Source organism: Streptomyces xylophagus, from assembly GCF_000716435.1.
GTDB lineage: Bacteria > Actinomycetota > Actinomycetes > Streptomycetales > Streptomycetaceae > Streptomyces > Streptomyces xylophagus.
On record NZ_JNWO01000003.1, the window covers coordinates 79,151 to 98,110 of the forward strand.

General features: G+C 70.6%; 19 protein-coding genes. 6 read left to right on the forward strand and 13 right to left on the reverse strand.

Annotation, left to right across the window (positions count from 1 at the left end; genetic code table 11):
• Positions 1-30 precede the first annotated feature (30 nt).
• Positions 31-942, forward strand: coding sequence for a lipoprotein (locus OO70_RS07340; RefSeq protein WP_043665803.1), 912 nt, complete (start codon positions 31-33; stop codon positions 940-942).
• Here the strand turns inward: OO70_RS07340 and OO70_RS07345 are convergent.
• The 9 genes from OO70_RS07345 to OO70_RS07385 all read right to left on the reverse strand — a co-directional run bounded on the left by OO70_RS07345 (position 899) and on the right by OO70_RS07385 (position 11,533).
• Complete coding sequence (locus OO70_RS07345) at positions 899-1,603, reverse strand: TetR/AcrR family transcriptional regulator (RefSeq protein WP_043665806.1); 705 nt, start codon at positions 1,601-1,603, stop codon at positions 899-901. The genes OO70_RS07340 and OO70_RS07345 overlap by 44 nt on opposite strands.
• On the reverse strand, positions 1,570-3,576 hold the full coding sequence (locus OO70_RS07350) for a CocE/NonD family hydrolase (protein ID WP_043665809.1): 2,007 nt from the start codon (positions 3,574-3,576) through the stop codon (positions 1,570-1,572). The genes OO70_RS07345 and OO70_RS07350 overlap by 34 nt, the downstream gene beginning before the upstream one ends.
• Positions 3,573-5,303 (reverse strand): dipeptide ABC transporter ATP-binding protein, encoded by a 1,731-nt coding sequence (locus tag OO70_RS07355; RefSeq protein ID WP_043665813.1) that lies wholly within the window; start codon positions 5,301-5,303, stop codon positions 3,573-3,575. The genes OO70_RS07350 and OO70_RS07355 overlap by 4 nt, the downstream gene beginning before the upstream one ends.
• Entirely contained in the window at positions 5,303-6,181 is an 879-nt protein-coding gene (locus OO70_RS07360; RefSeq protein ID WP_043665816.1) for an ABC transporter permease, read from the reverse strand. Before OO70_RS07360 ends, OO70_RS07355 begins: the two co-directional genes overlap by 1 nt.
• Entirely contained in the window at positions 6,178-7,134 is a 957-nt protein-coding gene (locus tag OO70_RS07365; protein WP_043665819.1) for an ABC transporter permease, read from the reverse strand. The genes OO70_RS07360 and OO70_RS07365 overlap by 4 nt, the downstream gene beginning before the upstream one ends.
• Positions 7,135-7,136: 2 nt before the next feature.
• Complete coding sequence (locus tag OO70_RS07370) at positions 7,137-8,720, reverse strand: ABC transporter substrate-binding protein (RefSeq protein ID WP_043665822.1); 1,584 nt, start codon at positions 8,718-8,720, stop codon at positions 7,137-7,139.
• A 184-nt stretch (positions 8,721-8,904) separates the two neighbouring features.
• A complete protein-coding gene (locus OO70_RS07375; protein WP_234336777.1) occupies positions 8,905-9,696 on the reverse strand; it encodes an ABC transporter permease in 792 nt (263 codons plus the stop codon).
• Complete coding sequence (locus OO70_RS07380; RefSeq protein ID WP_234336778.1) at positions 9,693-10,493, reverse strand: class I SAM-dependent methyltransferase; 801 nt, start codon at positions 10,491-10,493, stop codon at positions 9,693-9,695. The genes OO70_RS07375 and OO70_RS07380 overlap by 4 nt, the downstream gene beginning before the upstream one ends.
• Before the next feature lie 5 nt (positions 10,494-10,498).
• A complete protein-coding gene (locus OO70_RS07385; protein ID WP_051740844.1) occupies positions 10,499-11,533 on the reverse strand; it encodes an ABC transporter substrate-binding protein in 1,035 nt (344 codons plus the stop codon).
• A 155-nt stretch (positions 11,534-11,688) separates the two neighbouring features.
• On the opposite strand from OO70_RS07385, the gene OO70_RS07390 reads away from it, so the two are divergent.
• Positions 11,689-12,447: an ABC transporter ATP-binding protein gene (locus OO70_RS07390; RefSeq protein WP_043665828.1), complete on the forward strand. Its 759-nt coding sequence runs from the start codon at positions 11,689-11,691 to the stop codon at positions 12,445-12,447.
• A gap of 27 nt (positions 12,448-12,474) precedes the next feature.
• Here the strand turns inward: OO70_RS07390 and OO70_RS07395 are convergent, their stop codons facing one another.
• Positions 12,475-12,981 (reverse strand): VOC family protein, encoded by a 507-nt coding sequence (locus tag OO70_RS07395; protein ID WP_078651317.1) that lies wholly within the window; start codon positions 12,979-12,981, stop codon positions 12,475-12,477.
• 121 nt (positions 12,982-13,102) lie between these two features.
• Between OO70_RS07395 and OO70_RS07400 the strand changes: the two genes are divergently transcribed.
• From OO70_RS07400 to OO70_RS07410, 3 genes are all read left to right on the forward strand, one after another.
• On the forward strand, positions 13,103-14,326 hold the full coding sequence (locus OO70_RS07400) for an epoxide hydrolase family protein (protein ID WP_043666772.1): 1,224 nt from the start codon (positions 13,103-13,105) through the stop codon (positions 14,324-14,326).
• A gap of 122 nt (positions 14,327-14,448) precedes the next feature.
• Positions 14,449-15,102, forward strand: coding sequence for an ATP-dependent Clp protease proteolytic subunit (locus OO70_RS07405; protein WP_043665831.1), 654 nt, complete (start codon positions 14,449-14,451; stop codon positions 15,100-15,102).
• Between the two features lies 1 nt (position 15,103).
• The gene (locus tag OO70_RS07410; RefSeq protein ID WP_043665834.1) at positions 15,104-15,706 is read left to right on the forward strand and encodes a ClpP family protease; all 603 of its coding nucleotides are present in this window, start codon (positions 15,104-15,106) and stop codon (positions 15,704-15,706) included.
• Between the two features lie 9 nt (positions 15,707-15,715).
• On the opposite strand, the gene OO70_RS07415 is transcribed toward OO70_RS07410, so the two are convergent.
• On the reverse strand, positions 15,716-16,105 hold the full coding sequence (locus tag OO70_RS07415; RefSeq protein ID WP_043665837.1) for a helix-turn-helix domain-containing protein: 390 nt from the start codon (positions 16,103-16,105) through the stop codon (positions 15,716-15,718).
• Positions 16,106-16,192: 87 nt separating this feature from the next.
• On the opposite strand from OO70_RS07415, the gene OO70_RS07420 reads away from it, so the two are divergent.
• Complete coding sequence (locus OO70_RS07420; protein ID WP_043665842.1) at positions 16,193-16,972, forward strand: class I SAM-dependent methyltransferase; 780 nt, start codon at positions 16,193-16,195, stop codon at positions 16,970-16,972.
• A gap of 4 nt (positions 16,973-16,976) precedes the next feature.
• Here the strand turns inward: OO70_RS07420 and OO70_RS07425 are convergent, their stop codons facing one another.
• Positions 16,977-17,441 (reverse strand): ATP-binding protein, encoded by a 465-nt coding sequence (locus OO70_RS07425; protein ID WP_043665844.1) that lies wholly within the window; start codon positions 17,439-17,441, stop codon positions 16,977-16,979.
• 83 nt (positions 17,442-17,524) lie between these two features.
• On the reverse strand, positions 17,525-18,790 hold the full coding sequence (locus OO70_RS07430) for a DUF6777 domain-containing protein (RefSeq protein WP_199827268.1): 1,266 nt from the start codon (positions 18,788-18,790) through the stop codon (positions 17,525-17,527).
• Positions 18,791-18,960 lie beyond the last annotated feature (170 nt).

An 18,960-nucleotide genomic window follows, 5' to 3' on the forward strand; every position in this document is an offset into this window, starting at 1 on the left:
TTTTCCGGTGCCCGGGGCGGGAGTTGCCGTATGCGGAAGCCGTGGATCGTGGGTGTGGTGTTGGCCGGAGTGCTGCTCGGGGCGTGCACGGACCCGTCGTCCGGGCCCGAGGCCGCGCCGCCCACCCCCTCCGTGCCGATCACCACACGACAGCAAGCGCCGGTCTCGCCGAGCAGTACCCCGGTGAAGTCGGCGCCCAGGGTGCTGTATCTCGGGGACTCCTTGGCGATGGAGAGCCAGAACGTGCTGGGGCGGGAACTTCGCGACACGTTGGACGCGACGTACACGAGTGCCCCGTACTCGGGGACCACGCCGTGCGACTACCTGGAGGGCGCAAAGGCGGGTTCGCTGGTCCCGGACGCCGACAAGGCCGCCACGCTGGTGCGTGCACTGCACCCGGACTTCGTGGTGCTGCAGTTCTGGGGCAACGCGTGGGCCTATACGCCCTGCATGGACGGGATCACCTACGCCGCCGACCGGGAGACGTACTTCGCGCGGTACAAGGCCGACGTCAGGAAGCTCACCGCGCAGATCGCGACCGCCGGGGGCGCGCAACGCCCCACGATCGTCTGGGTGTTGCAGGGCCCCGACCCGATGACCCCCGAGCGCGTCCGGGCCGTCAACGCGCTCTACGAGGCACAGGCCAGGGCCACGGGCGACATCGTCGCCGACGCCGGCAGGACCGTGAGTCCCGCCGGAGCCCGCTACACCTGGACGCAGTACCTGCCCTGCACCGCCTACGAACGCGCCCACCCCGACTACTGCACCCAGCCGGGCAACGGCCGCACGGCCCTGCACCTCGACAAGGACTACCTGCACTTCTGCCTGGTGCCGACGACCTCGACGCCCAGGCCGTGCCCGGTGCGCTCCCCCGGCATCCTGCGGATCGCGCGGGAGATCACTCGGGTGATCGGCGCCCAGGCCCCAGCTCCGTCTCGATGAGCCGGTTGAGGTGCCGGCGGGCGTCCTGGGTGCTCAACGGAGGTGCCTGGCGCAGCCGTTGCAGGGCGAGGCCGTCGGCGAGGGCGGCGAAGCGGACCGTGAAGCCGTCGAGGTCGTCGGAGGCGAACTCCCCGTCGGTGACGCCCCGTTGGGCCAGCGAGCGGATCTGCCGGTGCCAGGTCTCGTACCGTCGGGCCTGTCCGCCGCTGAAGGCCGCGTCCGTGCCCTGCTCACCGGCGTTCCAGTAGTCGAACCACATCCGCCAGTGCCGGTCGGTGTCCTCGGTGAACAGCGCGTCGACGAGCAGCCGCAGCGCCTCCGCCCCGCTCGTCGCCTGCTCGGCGGCCTCGCTCAACTCGGCGTAGTAGCGCTCGATGTGCAGGACCATCGCCTCGGAGAGGATCTCCTGCACGCTGCCGAAGTGGTACGTGACGGTGCCGACGGAGACCCCGGCGGCGGCTGCCACGTCCCGCACGCCGACCGAGGCGTAGCCGCGTTCCGCTATCAACGGGACGGCCGCCTCGACGATGAGCCGGCGGCGCACCTCGGTGGGCTGCCGGGTGCGGTCGGCGGCGGCGACCGCACGGCGCGGGGACTTGGCGGCCGGCTGGGGCTGCTTGGCGGCCGTCATCCCGACGTCCTCGGGGTGGTGCGGTGCCATGCGCGCTTGGCCACTGTCTCTCCGTTCGCCCGTGCTTCGACGCGACTGTCCATGACGAAGTCCGCGGCCGTGGCGCGCAGCTCCGTCCGCGCCATGATCTCAGCGTCGTAGTCGTCCCCGCGCCGCAACCGGATGCGCCACTCCGACACGGCGTGCGCGGACAGCGGGTCGTCGCCGCGGATGCGGTACGTCTCACGCGCGCTCTCCTCGTAGCGCAGCCCGTCCGGATACGTCCGCGATCCCCCGTAGTTGGGGTCGACCTCCAGTGTCCACTCCCCCTTGGCGACATCGTGCGTGACCAGCCGCTCGGGGGTGGGCTCGGCGGGCCGGTCGTAGGTCACGTCGAGCGGGGGCGCCTGTTCGGGCTCCTCGAAGGTGATCGTCGGTTCCTCCCCGGCTTCCCGCACGGGCAGTTGTACGGCGCTCTCAGCCGGTACGACACGCAACTCGCCGCGCTCGCCGTGCGGCCAGACCCACGGCCAGTACGTGTCGGAGACGGCGAGCCGGATGCGGTGGCCGGGCGGGACGGCGTAGCCGATGCCGGTCAGCTCGAACTCGACGTCCTCGTACGTCCCCGGTGTCCACTCGACGGCCCGGTCACGGCCTTGCCGGCTCAGCAGGTTGAGCACTCCCCGGGTAACGAGCGTGGACGAGCCGTCCGGGGCCACGTCGCACAGCCGGGCGACGACATGGGCGCGCGGGGTGGCGCTGTCGAGGCGGAGCCGGACACGCGGTCGGCCGAGGATCTCGACGCGTGCGGTGAGCGGTTCGGAGTCGAAGCAGACCGAACGGCCGTCCTCCTCGCGCTGGTCCGGCGGCAGGTCGCTCGCGTTGCCGAAGGGGAAGAACCGGCCGGCGTCGAGACCGGTGTGCTGCGGAGAGCGCACGAGGACGGGGGCAGCGCTTGTACCGAGTGGACGCGAATCCCAACTGATCTTAGGGCTCGGCCACTTGGAGTCCCCCACCCAACGGCCGGGCAGCACCTCGTACGACGTCGCCGGCGGGACCGGGTCGGTGATCCAGGACCGAAGCAGGGGCTCCTCCATGGCCCCCGTGTCAATGCCCTTGAGATGCTGGTCCCACCAGCGCAGGGTCTCCTGGAGAAAGCCGATCGCGGGGCCGGGCGGCAGACCGCGGTCGGGGTACTGGTGCGACCAGGGGCCGACGATGCCCCGGACGCGGTCCTCGGGCAGGTGCTCGACGAGCCGCAGCACCGCATCCCGGTACGGGTCGTTCCAGCCGCCGACCGCGAGGACGGCCGCGTCGATCGCGGTGTAGTCCTCGCAGACGCTGCCGTGCTTCCAGTAGTCGTCGCGCTGTTGGTGGTCGAGCCAGGTGTGCAGGAAGGGTTCGAGGGCGTCGAGGCGCTCGCGCCACATCGGCACCCAGCGGTCCGCGCCGACGCTCGCCGGGTCCGGCGGCCGGGAGGCGAAGGCCAGCATGGTGCCGGCCCAGGCCAGCATGTCGATGCCGAGGACGGCGCCGCCCGTGTAGTGGACGTCGTTGTCGTACCGGTCGTCGGTCGAGCAGACGGTGACGATCGCCTTGAGCGGTTCGGGGGCGAGGGCGGCGATCTGGAGGGCGTTGAAGCCACCCCAGGAGATGCCGAACATGCCCACCTTGCCGGTGCACCAGGCTTGTGCGGCAAGCCAGTTGACGACGTCGACGCCGTCCGCGAGTTCCTGCGCGTCGTACTCGTCGCCGGGCAGGCCCTCGCTGTCGCCGTGGCCGCGGATGTCGACGCGGACGGAGGCGTAGCCGTGTCCGGCGTACCAGGGGTGGCGCTGGGCGTCGCGGGGTGCCGTCCAGTCGCTCTTGCGGTACGGGAGGTATTCGAGCAGTGCGGGTACGGGGTCCGGCTCGGCGTCGACCGGCCGCCAGATACGGGCGTGCAACCGGGTCCTTCCGTCCCGGGTGGGGATCCAGACGTCCTCGCGGACGACCTGGCGGTCGAACTGTTCGCGGTACTTCACAGAATTCCTTCCGCCACGGGGGCGTTGAGGGGGCGCCAGCGTCGGACGCGGTGGCCGTCGTCGCCGTGGTCGGTCCAGATGTCGTCCCCGTCCGCCCCGTCGGCCCAGTCGGCGGTGTCGTCGACGTAGGGCAGCGCGTCGGGGTCGGGTTCGAGGGCGGCGGCCATGAGCTGGCGGGTGTAGGGGTGTTGGGGGTCGGCGAAGACGGTCTCCGTCGGGCCCTCTTCGACGACAACTCCGTGGCGCAGTACGACGACCCGGTCCGCGATGCCTCGCACGACGGCCAGGTCATGGCTGATGAACAGGCAGGCCAGGTCGCGCTCGCGCCGCAGGTCGTCGAGGAGCCGCAGGACGTCGGCCTGGACGGAGACGTCCAGGGCGGTGGTGATCTCGTCGGCGATGAGGACGTCCGGTTCGCCCGCCAACGCGCGTGCGATGCCGATGCGTTGGCGCTGACCGCCGGAGAGCTGTGCGGGCAGGCGGTCGGCGAGGGCCGGGTCGAGCCGTACGTCGGTGATGAGCTGTCGGGCCCGCTCGGCCGCCTCCGTGCGGTCGGTCACCGTGCCGAAGAAGCGCAGCGGGTGACGGACCGCGTCGCCCACGGAGCGGCGGGGGTTGAGCGAGGTGTCCGCGTTCTGGAAGACGAGCTGCACCCGGCGCCGCAGGGACAGCGGCCGTTGCTGTGCGGGCGGTGCCAGGTCGCCGTCCGCGTGGCGCATCGTGCCGCCGGACGGGGTGCGCAGTCCAGCCAGGGACCACGCGAGGGTGGACTTGCCGCTGCCCGACTCGCCGACGAGGGCGAGGACTTCGCCGCGCCGGACGTCGAAGGAGACGCCGTGCACGGCACGGGTCTTGCCGTAGTCGATGGTGACGTCCTGCGCGGAGACGGCGACAGGAGCGTCGTCGGGTATCTCGGCCCTGGGCCTGACCTCCCGCTCCCCCGCCTCGCCGACGACCGCGAGCCCGGCGTCGTCGAGGCGCGGCACGCTCGCCAACAGGCGCTTGGTGTACGGGTCCTGGGGCTGGGCGAACAGCTGCCTGGTGGGCGCCGATTCCACCACCCGGCCCGATCGCAGGACGGTCACCTCGTCGGCCATGTGGGCGACGACTCCGAGGTCGTGGCTCACCAGCACAGCGGCGAGGCCGAGTTCGTCGCGCAGGGCGGCGATCAGGTCGAGGACACTGCGCTGGGTGACGACGTCCAGACCGGTGGTCGGCTCGTCGAGGACCAGGACCTTGGGGCGGGCCGCGATGGCCATGGCGATGGCGACGCGCTGCTGCTGGCCGCCGGAGAGTTCGTGCGGGTAGCGGCGGGCCAGCTCGGTGGGGTGCGGCAGCCGGACCTGTTCCAGCAGGTCCACGACCGGTACGTCACCGCCCGCCTCCGCGATCTGTCGGCCGATGCGCATGGAGGGGGTGAGGGCGTGGCCGGCGTTCTGGCCGACCATCGCGACCGTTCCGCCGCGCAGTCGCCGCAACTCCCGTGCGGGCAGGGCGAAGACGTCGGCACCGGCCACCTCGACCGAGCCCCCGGTGATCCGCGAGCCGTGTCGCAGATGGCCGAGGAGGGTCGCGGCGATGGTCGACTTGCCGCTTCCGGACTCGCCGACGAGCGCGTGCGTCTGCCCCTCGGCGACGTCCAGCGACACCTCGTGCACTACGGGCACGTCACGGCCGCCCGAACGGTAGGCCACGGACAGGGAGTTGACGGAAATGATCGAGGCCATCAGGAGCCCTCCCTGATCCGGTCGACGCCCCACGCCTTGGACAGGCCGTCGGCCGCGAGGTTGAGCCCGACCACGAGGGTGGCCAGCGCGATGATGGGGGCGAGGCTCGCCATCGGGACGACGGTGATGGCGGTGCGGTTCTCCGCGACCATCAGGCCCCAGTCGGGAGTCGGCGGGTCGGCGCCGAAGCCGAGGAAGGACAGCGAGGAGATCAGCAGGACGACCCAGGAGGCCCGCATCGCGAACTCCACGCACACCACGTCCGTGATGTTCGGCAGGATCTCCCGGCGCAGGATCGACCAGGTGCTCTCGCCTCGGGCGCGGGCCGCGGTCACGTAGTCGGCGGGGACGACCGCGAGGGCGGCGCCGCGTACGACGCGGACGACCTGCGGGACGTAGGTGACCGCGACGGCGAGGACGATGACCGCCGGGCCGGTGCCGAGGGCGGTCACGACGACGAGGAGTGCCAGGACCGAGGGGATGGACAGGATCGCGTCCAGGACCCGGCCCAGGACGTCGTCGAACCAGCCGCCGCGCAGTGCGGCGGCGCAGCCGATGACCGTGCCGAGTGCGACGGTCAGCAGGGTGGCGGTGACGGAGATTCCGAGGGCGTACCGGCCGCCGTAGAGGACGCGGGCGAGGACGTCGCGGCCGTACTGGTCGGTTCCGGCCCAGTGCGACCAACTCGGGCCGAGGAGCGCGTGGCCGGCATCGTTGGCGATGGGGTCGTAAGAGGTGAGGAGGGGTGCCAGCAACGCGATCAGGACGTGTACGGCGACGATCGAGAGGCCGATGAGCGCGGTGCGGGACGTGCTCAGGGTGCGCCAGGCGCGGGTACCGCGCACAGCCATGGTCGGGACGGTGTCGAGCGTGGTCATCGGGTCCTCCCTCGGGTGCGGAGCCTGGGATTGAGGGCCATGGTGGCGAGGTCGGCGGCGAGGTTGCAGACGACGTAGACGACCGCGCTGATGAGGGCGATGGCCTGGATGGTGGGCAGGTCGCGGTTCTGCACCGAGGAGAGCATCAGCTTGCCGATGCCCGGGTAGTTGAAGACGTTCTCGACGACCGCGACCCCGCCTACCAGCCAGGCGACGTTGAGCGCGATCACGTGCAGGGTGGGCAGCAGGGCGCTCGGCAGGGCGTGCCGGGTGACGACCCGCCAGGTGGAGAGGCCCTTGAGGCGGGCGGTGGTGACGTACTCGGTGGCCATCACGTCGATGACCGAGGTGCGGGCTATGCGGACGATGTACGCGGCCATCACCACGGCGAGCGCGAGGGCCGGAAGCCATACGGCGGGCAGGAGTTGACCGACGGTGGCGTCGGGGCCGTAGAGCACGACCGCCGGGAACCACGGGAGGGCGACCGAGAAGCACAGGACGAGGACGGTGGCCACGACGAACTCGGGGACGCTCATGCCGACGAGGCTGACCGTGGAGATGACGTGGTCGGGCCAGCGGTCGCGGTACAGGCCCGCGAGGATGCCGAGGACGATCGAGCCGGTGACCGCGAAGAGGACCGTGACGAGCGCGATCAGCGCCGAGTTGGCGAGATACATGCTGACCTCGCCGCCAACTGCCTTGCCGGAGACGAGGGAGGTGCCGAAGTCGCCGTGGAGGGCTCCTCCCACCCAGTCGAAGTACCGCTCCCAGGCCGGCTTGTCGAGCTTCAGTTTCTCGCGCAGGGCGGCCACCGCGTCCGGGGTCGCGTCCTTGCCGAGGATCTGGGTGGCGACGTCGCCGGGCAGGGCCTGTACGGCGAGGAAGACGAGGATGGAGGAGAGGAAGAGGGTGCCAACTGCGGCCGCGATACGGCGGGTTATGAAGGAGAGCATGGTCAGGCTCCCTTCAGGCCGATGTTGAGATAGTCGAACTCGAAGCCGTGCTCGGCGTATCCGCGCACCTTGCGGGAGATGCCGACGAGCCGGTCGGCGAACATCGGGGTCATCGCCCCGCCTCTCTCGATCACCAACGTCTGCGCCTCGCCGTACAGTTCGCGCCGTTTGGTCTCGTCGATCTCGGCGCGCGCCCGGTCGAGCACCGCGTCGAATTCCTTGTCGGACCAGGCGGTCTCGTTGTAGGAGGAGCCGCTGCGGAAGATCTGGGTGAAGAGCTGGTCGACGGGCCGGCCCGTGAACCAGTAGGTGGCCATCAGCGGCTTCTTCATCCAGATCTGGGTGTAGTAGGAGTCCGCGGAGGCCGTCTTGACCTTGATGCGGATACCGGCCCGCTTCGCCGAGTCCTGGTAGGCGAGCGCCATCGGCGTGAACAGCGGGTCGTAGGAGGAGGTGTAGAGGTCCATCGCCAGGCCCTCGTGGCCGGCCTGCTTCAGCAGGTACTTCGCCTTCTCCGGGTCGTGCTTCGGGTGCGCGGAGATGTACGCGGGGTCGCTCGGCGGTACGGGGTTGTCCCAGCCGGGGGTGCCCGCGCCCTGGAGGGCGACCTGCACGACGTGCTCGGGGTCGTAGGCGAGCTTCATCGCCTGGCGGACGCGGACGTCGGTGAAGGGCTTCTCGGTGGTGAGCATCGGGAGCACGTACCACTGGGCGTTCTTCACGCGGGCGATGGTCGCGCGGTCCGAGGCGGCGACCACACGGGCCGTCGCGAAGTCGAGGTTGGTCTGCGAGAGCAGGTCAACTTGGCCTGCCAGCAGGGCATTTGAGCGGGCCGACATGTCGGCGACCGAGTAGAAGGCAATCGCGTCGAGGACGGGGCGGCCCGCGAAGTGGTCCTTGTACGCGGTGACACGGCCGGGGCCCGCCGGGGCGAACGACTCAAGCTTGAAGGGGCCGGTGCCGATGCCGGTGCGGCCGATGGACTTCGCGCTGCCGTCGGGGATGACGTAGCAGTTGTAGTGCGTCAGCAGGCTGGGAAACTCGGCGTTCGGGCTCTTCAGCGGGACTACGAGGGTGTGGGCGTCCGGGGTGCCCAGCTTCTCGGGGTCGATCAGCGGGGCGAGTACCGCGGCCTGCGGGGACGCCGTCGTCTTGTCAAGGATATGACGCAGGGTGTAGGCGGCGTCGGCGGAGGTGAAGGCGCGGCCGTTGTGGAAGGCGACGCCCTTGCGGAGACGGAAGGTCCAGGTGCGGGCCTTGGCGTCGGTCTCCCAGGACTCGGCGAGGTCGGGGGCGAGCTCGCCGTTCGCTGCGACGCGGACGAGCCGGTTGTAGAGGGCGCCCAGGTACTCGTACGCGGACAGCGAGCTGGCCGGGTCGAGGGTCTCGGCGTCGGAGGCGGGCGGCCGGGCGATGCGCAGGGTGCCGCCGCGGTCGGGGGCGCCCTTCGCGGCCGCGGCCGGCAGGACGGGGGCGGCCGAGGCCCCGGTACAGCCGGTCAGCAGCCAGGACCCGCCGAGCGCGGCGGCCGAGGCGACGCCCGCGGCGAGCACCGACCGGCGGCCCGGGTGGTGGATGTCGGACATGTACCGACCGTCCTTGTCGCTATTCGTTCAGCTATTCGTTCAGCGGAACGATTGAGTGAAGTGCGTGAACGATAACGAGGGGATGGTTTCCCGCCAACCCTTTGGAGGCGGAAATTAACGTCCGAAACGCACTGGTTACCGGGAGGCGTCGCGCAGGGGTTGTCGGTATGGCCCGTGCGGTCGCTCAGCCGGTGATCTCGCGGGCCCAGGGCAGCAGCGCCCGCTCCGCGAGGACGACGACGTAGAAGAGCAGGACGCTCATGACGCTGAGCAGGGCCATCGCCGCGAAGGCGAGAGGGGTGTCGGCGTTGCCGCCGGAGGCCACGATGACGTAGCCGAGGCCCTGGTCGCCGCCCGCGAACTCGCCGACGACCGCGCCGACGACGGCCAGGGTGACGCCGAGGCGCAGGCCGACGAAGACCTGGGGCAGGGCCCAGGGGATGCGGAGTTTTCGGTACGTCTGCCAGCGGGAGGCGGTGAGGGAGTGGGCCAGTTCGGTCAGCTCCAGGGGGACCGAGGTCAGCCCGGCCATCGTCGACACGACCACGGGGAACCAGGCGAGCAGGGCCACCATGAACACCTTCGGGGCGGTCCCGAAGCCGAGCCAGACCACGAGGAGCGGTGCCACCGCGATCTTGGGTACGGCGTTGACGGCGACCAGGAGCGGCATGACCGCACGCTCCACGCCACGGGACGCGGTGAGCAGCACGGCGGTCGCCAGTCCCGCGCCGACCGCCAGGCCGAAGCCGACGGCCGTCTCGGCGAACGTCTGCCAGCTCTGCCGCAGCAGATAGCCGGGCAGCCGCTCGAAGGCGTCGACGACATCGGGCGGCGACGGCAGCAGGAACGGCCGGATGTCGAAGGCGACGGTGATCAGCCACCACCCCGCCAGGGCGCACACGGTCGCGAGGACCGGGGGGCCCGCCGCCAGGACGCGTCTCACGCCGAGGACCCGCGCCGACGGGACACGTTTCACGCCGGGGGCCTGCGGCCAATGGTCGAGTAGGTGAAGTGGCCGCGCACCACGAGCCGGGGATCGGTGACGAGCCGGCTCAGCTCGTCCAGCTGGGCTTCGGTCATGCCGGCCGCCAGGAAGTCCTCCCGTGCCTGCGCGATGTTCGCGCCGATCAGCAGCGCGCCCGCGGTGCCGCCCGGCCAGGACCGGGCCTGGATCACGGTGTCCACGTCGGTCAGACCTGCCTCCAGCATGGCGGCGGGCGCCCGGCCCGCCCAGGTGGGGTCGTTGCCGTGGGCGGGCAGCACCCGTTCGACGAGCAACTCGTGGTAGAGGTCCACCAGTTGGGCGGCCTGCGGGGTGGGGGCCGCGAGCACCATCTTGCGGAAGGTCGTCTCGAAGTCCTCCACCACCAGCGCGCCACCGGGTGCGAGTACCGCCGCGAGCCTCCGGAGCACGGCCTCCCGTCCGGGCAGATGCAGCAGCACCAGGCGGGCGTGGATCACGTCCCAGGGGCCCTCCGGCACCGGTTCGTTCTCCAGGTCGTGCACCAGCACGTCGTACGGTGGACTCGGTGGCAGATGACGGGTGTTGACGTCGGTGGCCAGCACCCGCCCCGTCGGTCCCGACGCGCGGGCGAGCCACTCGGCGATGCTGCCGCCCCCGGCGCCGGTCTCCAGACAGCGCAGGCCGGTCAGATCGCCCAGGGACGAGAGCCGCGAGATCGTGAACTCGTCGAGGATCGCAGGGAGTTGGCCGTGCCGGTCGGCGGCCTCCGGATGGTCGTTGTCGAAGACGTACGAGTGCGGGGTCTCCACAGCCGTCAACTCTCCTTCATGGCCGCGAAGTCGACGACGTCCTGCGGGGTCAGACCGGGCTGGATGACCCCGGCGTTCTGCAGACTGGAGAGGGCACGCTGCATCCGGGCCTGGGTGATCAGCCCGATGTTCTCCGTGCCCTCGGCCGTCACCGCCGGTGTCATCAGCTTGATCTCGGCGGCCGCGGCGGTGGCGTCCGTCTCCGGGTGCTTGGAGTGCAGCAACTTCCCCGCCTCGTCCGGGTGTTGGATCGTGTACTTCAGCGCCTTGAGCAGGGCGGCGCGGAAGCGCTTGACCAGGTCGGGCTTCTTGGTGGCGAGGGAGGCCGTGGTGACCGTGGCGTTGCCGTACAGGTCGGGCAGGTAGGTGCTGTAGGGAAACACCACGACGTGCTTCGACCTGGCCTGCACGGTGGCCTTCTCGACGGTGGGCCGGCCGATCAGGAACGTGCTGAGCGCGTCGGCCTTTCCGCTGGCGAGTGCCGGGCCCAACTGGACGGGCTGGACGGCGATCCAGTGGATTCCGGCCGTGTCGATCCCGGCGAGTTTGGCGTAGCCGGGGAAGAGCATCTGGTTCACGGAGTTGGCGGCGGCCGCGATCCGTTTGCCCTTGAGGTCCTTCGGCGTTGTGATGCCTGAGCCCTGCATGGCCATGATGGAGACGAGCGTGCGCTGGTGGATGGCGAGCACGGCGCGGAAGTCGCGGTAGCCCGTGGAGTTCCTGGCGCCGGTGGAAATCATCGCGCCCGTCAGGTCGAGACTCGTGAACTGGGCTTTCCCGGAGGCGAGGGCCTTGAGATTCTCGCCGGTGGCCTTTCCGAGTTCGATCTGTACGTCGATTCCGGCGTCCCTGAAATAGCCCTTCTGCTCGGCCACCCAGGCGAAGGCGTCCCGTCCCGCCGCGCCGAAGGCGGTGACATAGGTGAGGTGATCCTTGGCCGAACTCGTGCTCTTCGAGGACGAGTTGGAGTCACAGGCAGCGGCGGCCAGTAACGTGAGCGTCGCGCAGAACACCGCGGTCGTACGGTAGGAGCGGATCATGCGACCTCCCCGGAGGGGGAATGGGTGGGGGGACGGCGGCAGTCGGTGGGGCGTTATCGCCGGGGTCGCGATCCGGAAAAGCGTACGCGTGCGTGCCACAATCCAGCAGAGCGATTTTCGGTACTCCGCGCACGGCGGCCGGCGGGAGTCGACGGATGATCCAACTACGGGGTGTGTCCAAGGAGTTCGCACATCGGCGGGGCTCCGTCGAAGCGCTTCACGGCATCGATCTGGAGGCGGACGACGGTGAGTTCGTGGCGGTCGTCGGGCGTTCCGGTTGCGGCAAGTCGACGCTGCTGCGGCTGATCGCCGGGCTGGTGCCGCCGACGCGGGGCGAGGTGCTGATGGGCGGCCATGCCGTCACCGGGCCGCGCCGCGACTGCGCCGTCCTCTTCCAGCGCCCGGCGCTGCTGCCGTGGCGGTCGGTGCTGGACAACGTGCTGCTGCCTGCGGAGATTTCCGGCGAGCGCGGCGATGGCGCACGGAAACTGGCGCTGGGACTGATCGAGACGATGGGCCTCGACGGCTTCCAGCGGCGCCTGCCGCACGAGCTGTCCGGCGGGATGCAGCAGCGCGTGGCACTGTGCCGGTCGCTCATGCAGCGGCCCCGGGTACTGCTGATGGACGAGCCGTTCTCCGCGCTCGACGCGCTCACCCGGGACGAGTTGTGCGCCGAGTTGCAGCGGACGCACCGCGAACATCCGTCCACCGTCGTCCTCGTCACCCACTCCGTGGACGAGGCGGTCCTGCTCGCCGATCGGGTGATCGTCCTCACGCCCCGGCCCGGCCGGATACGTACGGTCCTCGACATCGCCCTGCCCCGCCCGCGCACCCGCACCGAGGCCGACCATGCGGAGCAACTGGCCCGGCGGGCAGCCGAGTTGCACGCGCTGCTGCTGGACAGCGAGAGCTGATCCCGGCCACCCCGTCCGGTCCGGCCGTCACTCCCCCGCGAAGGCCTTCTCCAGCGCGGCGAGGTCGAACTTGCCCATCGCCATGAAGGACTCGGTGGCCCGGGCGACCTTCGCGGGGTCCGGGTCGGTGATCATCTCGATGAGCCGGTCGGGGACGACCTGCCAGGACAGACCGTACTTGTCCTTGAGCCAGCCGCAGGGGCCGGGCTCTCCGCCGCCGTCGATGAGCTTGGCCCAGTAGTAGTCGATGTCCTCCTGGTTCGCGCAGGGGATCTGGAAGGAGATCGCCTCGGTGAACTTGAACATCGGGCCGCCGTTCAGCGCGACGAACTTCTGGCCGAAGGCCGTGAACTCCACCGTGAGCACCGAGCCCGCCGGCTGCGGGGCGCCCTCGCCGTAGTGGCTGATGCGACCGATGCTGGAGTTCTTGAAGATCGACACGTAGTGGTGGGCGGCTTCCTCGGCCTGGCCGTCGAACCAGAGACACGTGGTGAATCCGTCGGTGAGTGCGTCGGTGGTCATGAGCTCCTCCATGGGCTCCGGGGGCATCGAACACGGTCATCTGTATCGACTGACGCCCGCCGCGAAACTCATCGGTCGGGACGCCGGACAATTCAGGTGGCCGATCCGCCGCCCGGAACTAGTGTCGGACCCCATGACGTCCTCGCAGGCAGACAGCGTCCACCCATCCCGTATCGAGCCTTTCCGCATCGACATCCCCCAGGTCGACCTCGACGACCTGCACGACCGCCTCGACCGCACCCGCTGGCCCGACGAGCTGCCCGGCACGGGCTGGGCCTACGGCGTGCCGGCCGGCTATCTGCGGGAGCTGGTGCGGTACTGGCGGCACGAGTACGACTGGCGGGCAGCCGAGGCCGAGCTGAACGCGTGGCCGCAGTTCACGACCACCATCGACGGATCGAACGTCCACTTCGCGCACATCCGCTCCCCGGAACCGGACGCCACCCCGCTGATCATCACGCACGGCTGGCCGGGCTCGATCGTCGAATTCGTCGACATCGTGGGCCTGTTGACCGATCCGGCGGCCCACGGCGGCGACCCGGCCGACGCCTTCCACGTGGTCGTGCCCAGCATCCCGGGCTTCGGACTGTCCGGGCCACCCGCCGACACCGGCTGGGAAGCGGGCCGCATCGCCGACGCCTGGGCGGAGCTGATGCGGCGGCTCGGTTACGAGCGGTTCGGCGCGCAGGGCGGCGACTGGGGCGCGGCGATCTCCCGCGGGCTGGGCCGCGCCCACCCCGACCGTGTCATCGGCGTCCACCTCAACCTGTTGCCGGGCGCGCAGGCACTCACCGAGCCCACCGCCGAGGAGCTGGCCGCGCTCGGTCCCGAGGAGCAGGCGGACGCCCTGGAGTCCTGGCGCCGCTGGACCGCCTGGCAGGCCGAGGGCACCGGATACGCCGTCCTCCACGCCACCCGCCCGCAGACCCTGGCGTACGGCCTCACGGACTCGCCGGTGGGCCAACTCGCCTGGATCGTCGAGAAGTTCAGGGAGTGGACCGACTCGGAGGAGCTGCCCGAGGAGGCCGTCGACCGGGACCGGCTGCTCACGAACGTGATGCTGTACTGGCTGACGGGGACCGCCGGTTCGGCCGCCCGGATCTACTACGAGCGGGCCCACGCCACCGGAGTACGGGCCACCGCGCCCACCCTCCCGTCCACCGCCCCCACCGCGCTCGCCCTGTTCCCGGCCGAGATCCAGATCCCGCTCCGCCACAAGGCCGAGCGCACCGAGAACATCGTCCGCTGGACCAAGCTCGACCGGGGCGGCCACTTCGCCGCGATGGAGGAACCGGACCTGCTGGCGCAGGACGTGCGGGCCTTCTTCCGACAGCTCCGCGAGAAGGACGCCGAGTGAGCGGAAGGGGGGCCGACTGACGGCTCTGCCCACGGCGAATCTGCTAGGAGCCTAGAAACCCGCAGTTCGGGCGGCTCCCGGCCGACAGTGGAGACACCACACAGCCTCGACAAGGAGGACCGATGTCTCCACTCACCGCCGGTCTCGCCCCGGCCCTCATGCCTCGCGCCGAGGAGGGCGACACCCCGCCCTCCCGCTTCGACGACCACCTGGCAGCGCAGCTCCTCGCGCAGCGGATCGTCTTCCTCGGCACGCAGGTCGACGAGGTCTCCGCGAACCGGGTCTGCGCCCAGTTGCTGCTCCTGTCCGCGGAGGACCCGCGCACGGACATCAGCCTGTACGTCAACAGCCCCGGCGGCTCGGTGACGGCTGGCCTCGCCATCTACGACACCATGCAGCTGATCCCGAACGACGTCTCGACGCTGGTGATGGGATTCGCCGCGAGCATGGGCCAGTTCCTGCTGACCGTCGGCGCCCCCGGCAAGCGCTACGCCCTCCCCCATGCCCGCGTCATGATGCACCAGCCGTCGGCGGGCATCGGCGGCACCACCGCCGACATCGAGATCCAGGCGGAGAACCTGGAGCACACGAAGAAGACCATCGAACGCCTCACCGCCCGGCACACCGGCCAGAGCGAGGAGACCATCTCCCGCGACGGCGACCGCGACCGCTGGTTCACGGCGGAACAGGCCAAGGAGTACGGCATGGTGGACGGGGTCGTGGCCTCACTGGCCGACGTGCGCCCGGCCGCCTCGAAGCGACGGATGGGGCTCTGACATGGGGACGTACACGATTCCGAACGTCGTCGAACGGACCCCGAACGGCGAGCGGTCCTACGACGTCTTCAGCCGCCTGCTGTCCGAGCGGATCATCTTCCTCGGCACCGAGATCGACGACGGCGTCGCCAACGTCGTCATCGCGCAACTCCTCCATCTGGAGTCGTCGTCCCCGGAGAGCGAGATCGCGATCTACATCAACTCCCCAGGCGGCTCGTTCACTTCGCTCATGGCGATCTACGACACCATGACGTACGTGCAGGCCCCGATCTCGACGTTCTGCGTCGGCCAGGCCGCCTCGACGGCGGCCGTGCTGCTGGCCGGCGGAGACTCCGGACGCCGGTTCGTCCTGGAGCACGCGCGCGTGCTGCTCGGTCAGCCGGCGAGCGGCGGGCAGCGCGGCATGGTCTCCGATCTCGCCCTCCAGGCGAAGGAGATGGTGCGGATCCGCGCCCAGGTCGAGGAGGTGCTGTCGCGGCACACGCAGCACGACATCGCCACGCTGCGTGCCGACATGGACCGGGACAAGGTGTTCACCGCACACGAGGCCGTGGCGTACGGCCTCGCCGACGAGGTCGTCAGCCGACGCCTCGCCGGGGTCTGAGCGACACCGTCAGGCGGCGACCAGGCACAACCCGTTGTACGGCGAACTCACCCTGCCCTGACGCCTGTTGCGGTGCTCGGTGAGTTCGCTGTGGGCCAGCGACAGCAGATCGCCGAGGTCGAGACCGAGGGCGTGGGCGGCAGCCGCGAGAACCTCCGAGGAGGCCTCCTTGCGGCCCCGCTCCACCTCCGAGAGATACGGCATGGAGATCCGGGCGGCGTCGGCCACATCCTTCAACGTGCGTTCCTGGGCGAGGCGTTCGCGCCGTAGGACGTCACCGACCAGGTCGCGCCACAGGGGTTCCTTGGGCGCGGGAACCGTGGGCTCCGGCAGGTGGGGGGCCGGCTCGTGCGGGCGCAGGGGGATCACGCGGGCTTGGTTCGGCGCTTGGTTGGTCACCCCCTCAGACTAAAAGCGTTGGACGCCAGGGCAAGGGATCAGCATTCTGCCCTGGGTGGAATCGCCGATGCGAAGGGTGCGGGAACGGTGCTGCGCGACACGTTCGACCAGGTAGCCGAGCGGTACGACAGGGCTCGGCCCCGGTATCCGCGCCCGCTGGTCGAGGAGCTGGCCCGCACGGCGGGCCTCGGCCCACACAGCAGGGTTCTGGAGATCGCTCCCGGGACCGGTCAACTCACCGTCCCGCTGGCCGAGTTCGGCTGTCGGCTGACCGCCGTCGAGCTGGGGCCGGCGCTCGCCGCCGTGGCCCGGCGCAATCTGAGCGCGTTCCCGCGGGTGGACGTGGAGGTGGCCGACTTCGAGCTGTGGGAACTGCCGGCCGAGCCGTTCGACCTGGTGGTGATCGCGACGGCGTACCACTGGTTCGATCCAGGGAAGTTCGTGGCGAAGGCGGCGGCCGCGCTGCGTCCCGGCGGGCACCTCGCGGTCGTCACCACCCACCATGTGGCGGGCGGCACCCAGGACTTCTTCGACCGGATGCAGCGCTGCTACGAGCGGTGGGAACCGACCACAGTGCCCGGCTTCAGGAGTCCCACCGAGGACGAATCGGCAACGGACACCGGGGAGTTCGAGCGCTCCGCGCACTTCGAGGACGTCACGGTGCGGCGCGGCGCGCAGGAGATCACGTACACGACCGACGAGTACATCGATGTCGTGCTCACGTACTCCAACCATCTCGCTCTGGACGAGCCCTCGCGCCAGGGCCTCCTGGCCTGCCTCAGAGAGCTGCTGGAGACCCGGCACGGCGGCCGGGTCACCAAGCGGTACTTCCACGAGTTGATCACGGCCACCCGGACCGGGACCTGACGTCCTAGCGTTCCTCGCCGCCGCCCAGGGGCACCACGGCGCGCACCCGCTTGCCGACCGGTACCCGCTCGACGGTCACCTGCTCGGCCAGGGCGTGGACTATCTCCAGGCCGTGCCGCCCGATGCGCTCGGGGTCGCGGGCGAAGAGGCGGGGCAGGGCGACGCTGCTGTCGCAGACGGACACCGTCACCGAGGCGTCCGTGCCCTCCAGTTCCAGGATGTACGGGCCGTTGCTGTGCCGGTCCGCGTTGGTGACCAACTCACTGACCACCAGCAGCAGTTCGCCGTCGGCCTGGTCGGAGATCGTGGCGCACCACTCGGTTCTGAGCTGCTCCAGGAACTGGTGGGTGAAGTGCCGTGCCGCGGAGATGCAGCCCGGTTCTCCGGTGTAGTGCGCCGCCCGCCTCAGCGGTTCCACGGGCACGTCGAAACGAGTCGGTATCACTGCCCCGTCCCGGTGGTCGATCATGCGTGTCTCTCTCGGAAGGCGGCTAGGCCGGTCGCTGTCGTATCAGTGCTCGTACCCAGCACCACGCCCGACAGTCCCCCCGATCAGAGTGACGGTGAACTCGTCGCCGAGGAAACCGGCGCGCTGAAGGTGGACGCCGACGTGGAGGCGGACGTCGTGGTCGTGTCGGAGGCGACCGATTCGGGTGGAGACGAAGATGCCGAGGAGGCCGAAGAGGCTGCTGACGACTCCGTCGACGGCGGTTCGGAGGACGGGGACTCGGAGCTCGGCGACTTCGAGGACGGCGCGCTCGACATCGGCGGGCACGGGCTCGTGGACGTGCCGGGCGTGCCCGGCGTGCCGGGGGCGGCCGAGGAGGCGCACGGCGACGGGGAGTTGGAGGACGGTGACGTCGGCGGTGAGGTCGGCGGGGACACGGTCACCGAGGGGCTGGCCGGGTTCACCGGCGGCGGGGTCTTGTGGTCGTGCCGGCCCGTGTCGCCGTGGTGGCGCCCGAACCAGTCGCCGTGGTGGGGGTCGTAGATCACGAAGATGTTGATGATCTGCGGTGCGGGGGTGACCACGACGACGTTCTGCGGCCGGTACGACGACCAGGTGTCGCCGGTCCGCTTCGGGGTGGTCTGCTGGGCGACGGGCGGCGAGAGCGGGTTGCCGCAGGCGCAGCGCACGCGAGGCACGCCGTGGCTGTCGACGAGGACGGCGGTACCCGCCTGGAGGACGGCCTGGTAGCTGGTGGCGACGCCGTCGCGGTAGCCGTGGTTGGTGACGCGGGTGTCCATCCGCAGCTGTACGGGGGTGAGCGAGCGCAGGTAGGCGGGGACTCCGGCGGGCTGGACGCCGACGACGGACGCGAAGGCCTTTTCCTTCGCCGGGGCCGCCTGGAGCGCCTTGATCTGCTTCTCCACGTCACAGCTGGAGACGTTCTGGGTGCCCCCGTAGAGGCCGGGGGCGCCGCCGTCGACGCCGCGTACCGCGTTCACCGGTTCCGAGGCGGTGGGCGAGGCGGAGACGGGCGGGGCGGAGTTCTCCTTCGCCGTGGACTCGGTGAACGGGTCGGGCCCGGTCTTGGCCGCGGCTTGGAGGAAGACCTCGCCCTTGGTCGCCGTCTTGCCGGAGCCACCGCCGGAGCTGGTGAAGACGATGGCCAGGACGACGGCGGCCACGACGGCGGTCGTGAGGATCGCGACGCGCGGCGCCGACTTCCACCAGGGGCGGTGCGGCTCCGGTGCCCCGGCGCCGCCGCTGCCCGAGGGCTGCGAGGGCGGGCCCGAAGGCGGCTGGGAGGGTCCCGACAGCGGGCCTGAGGGCGGTCCGGTGGGGCGGCCTGAAGACGGAGGTTCGACGCTCACGAGCTCTTCTTCCCGACGCGGCTCGAGCGGCATTTCAGGCGATCTATACAGATCCATGCCGCTTTATCCACAACGAACCCATTGTGTGCTCCGGTCCCGGTCCGCCCGCAAGCCGACGCGGACGGCCCTCCCGGCGGGCGCGCTTCCCGGGGGCTGCTTAGCGTGGCAGA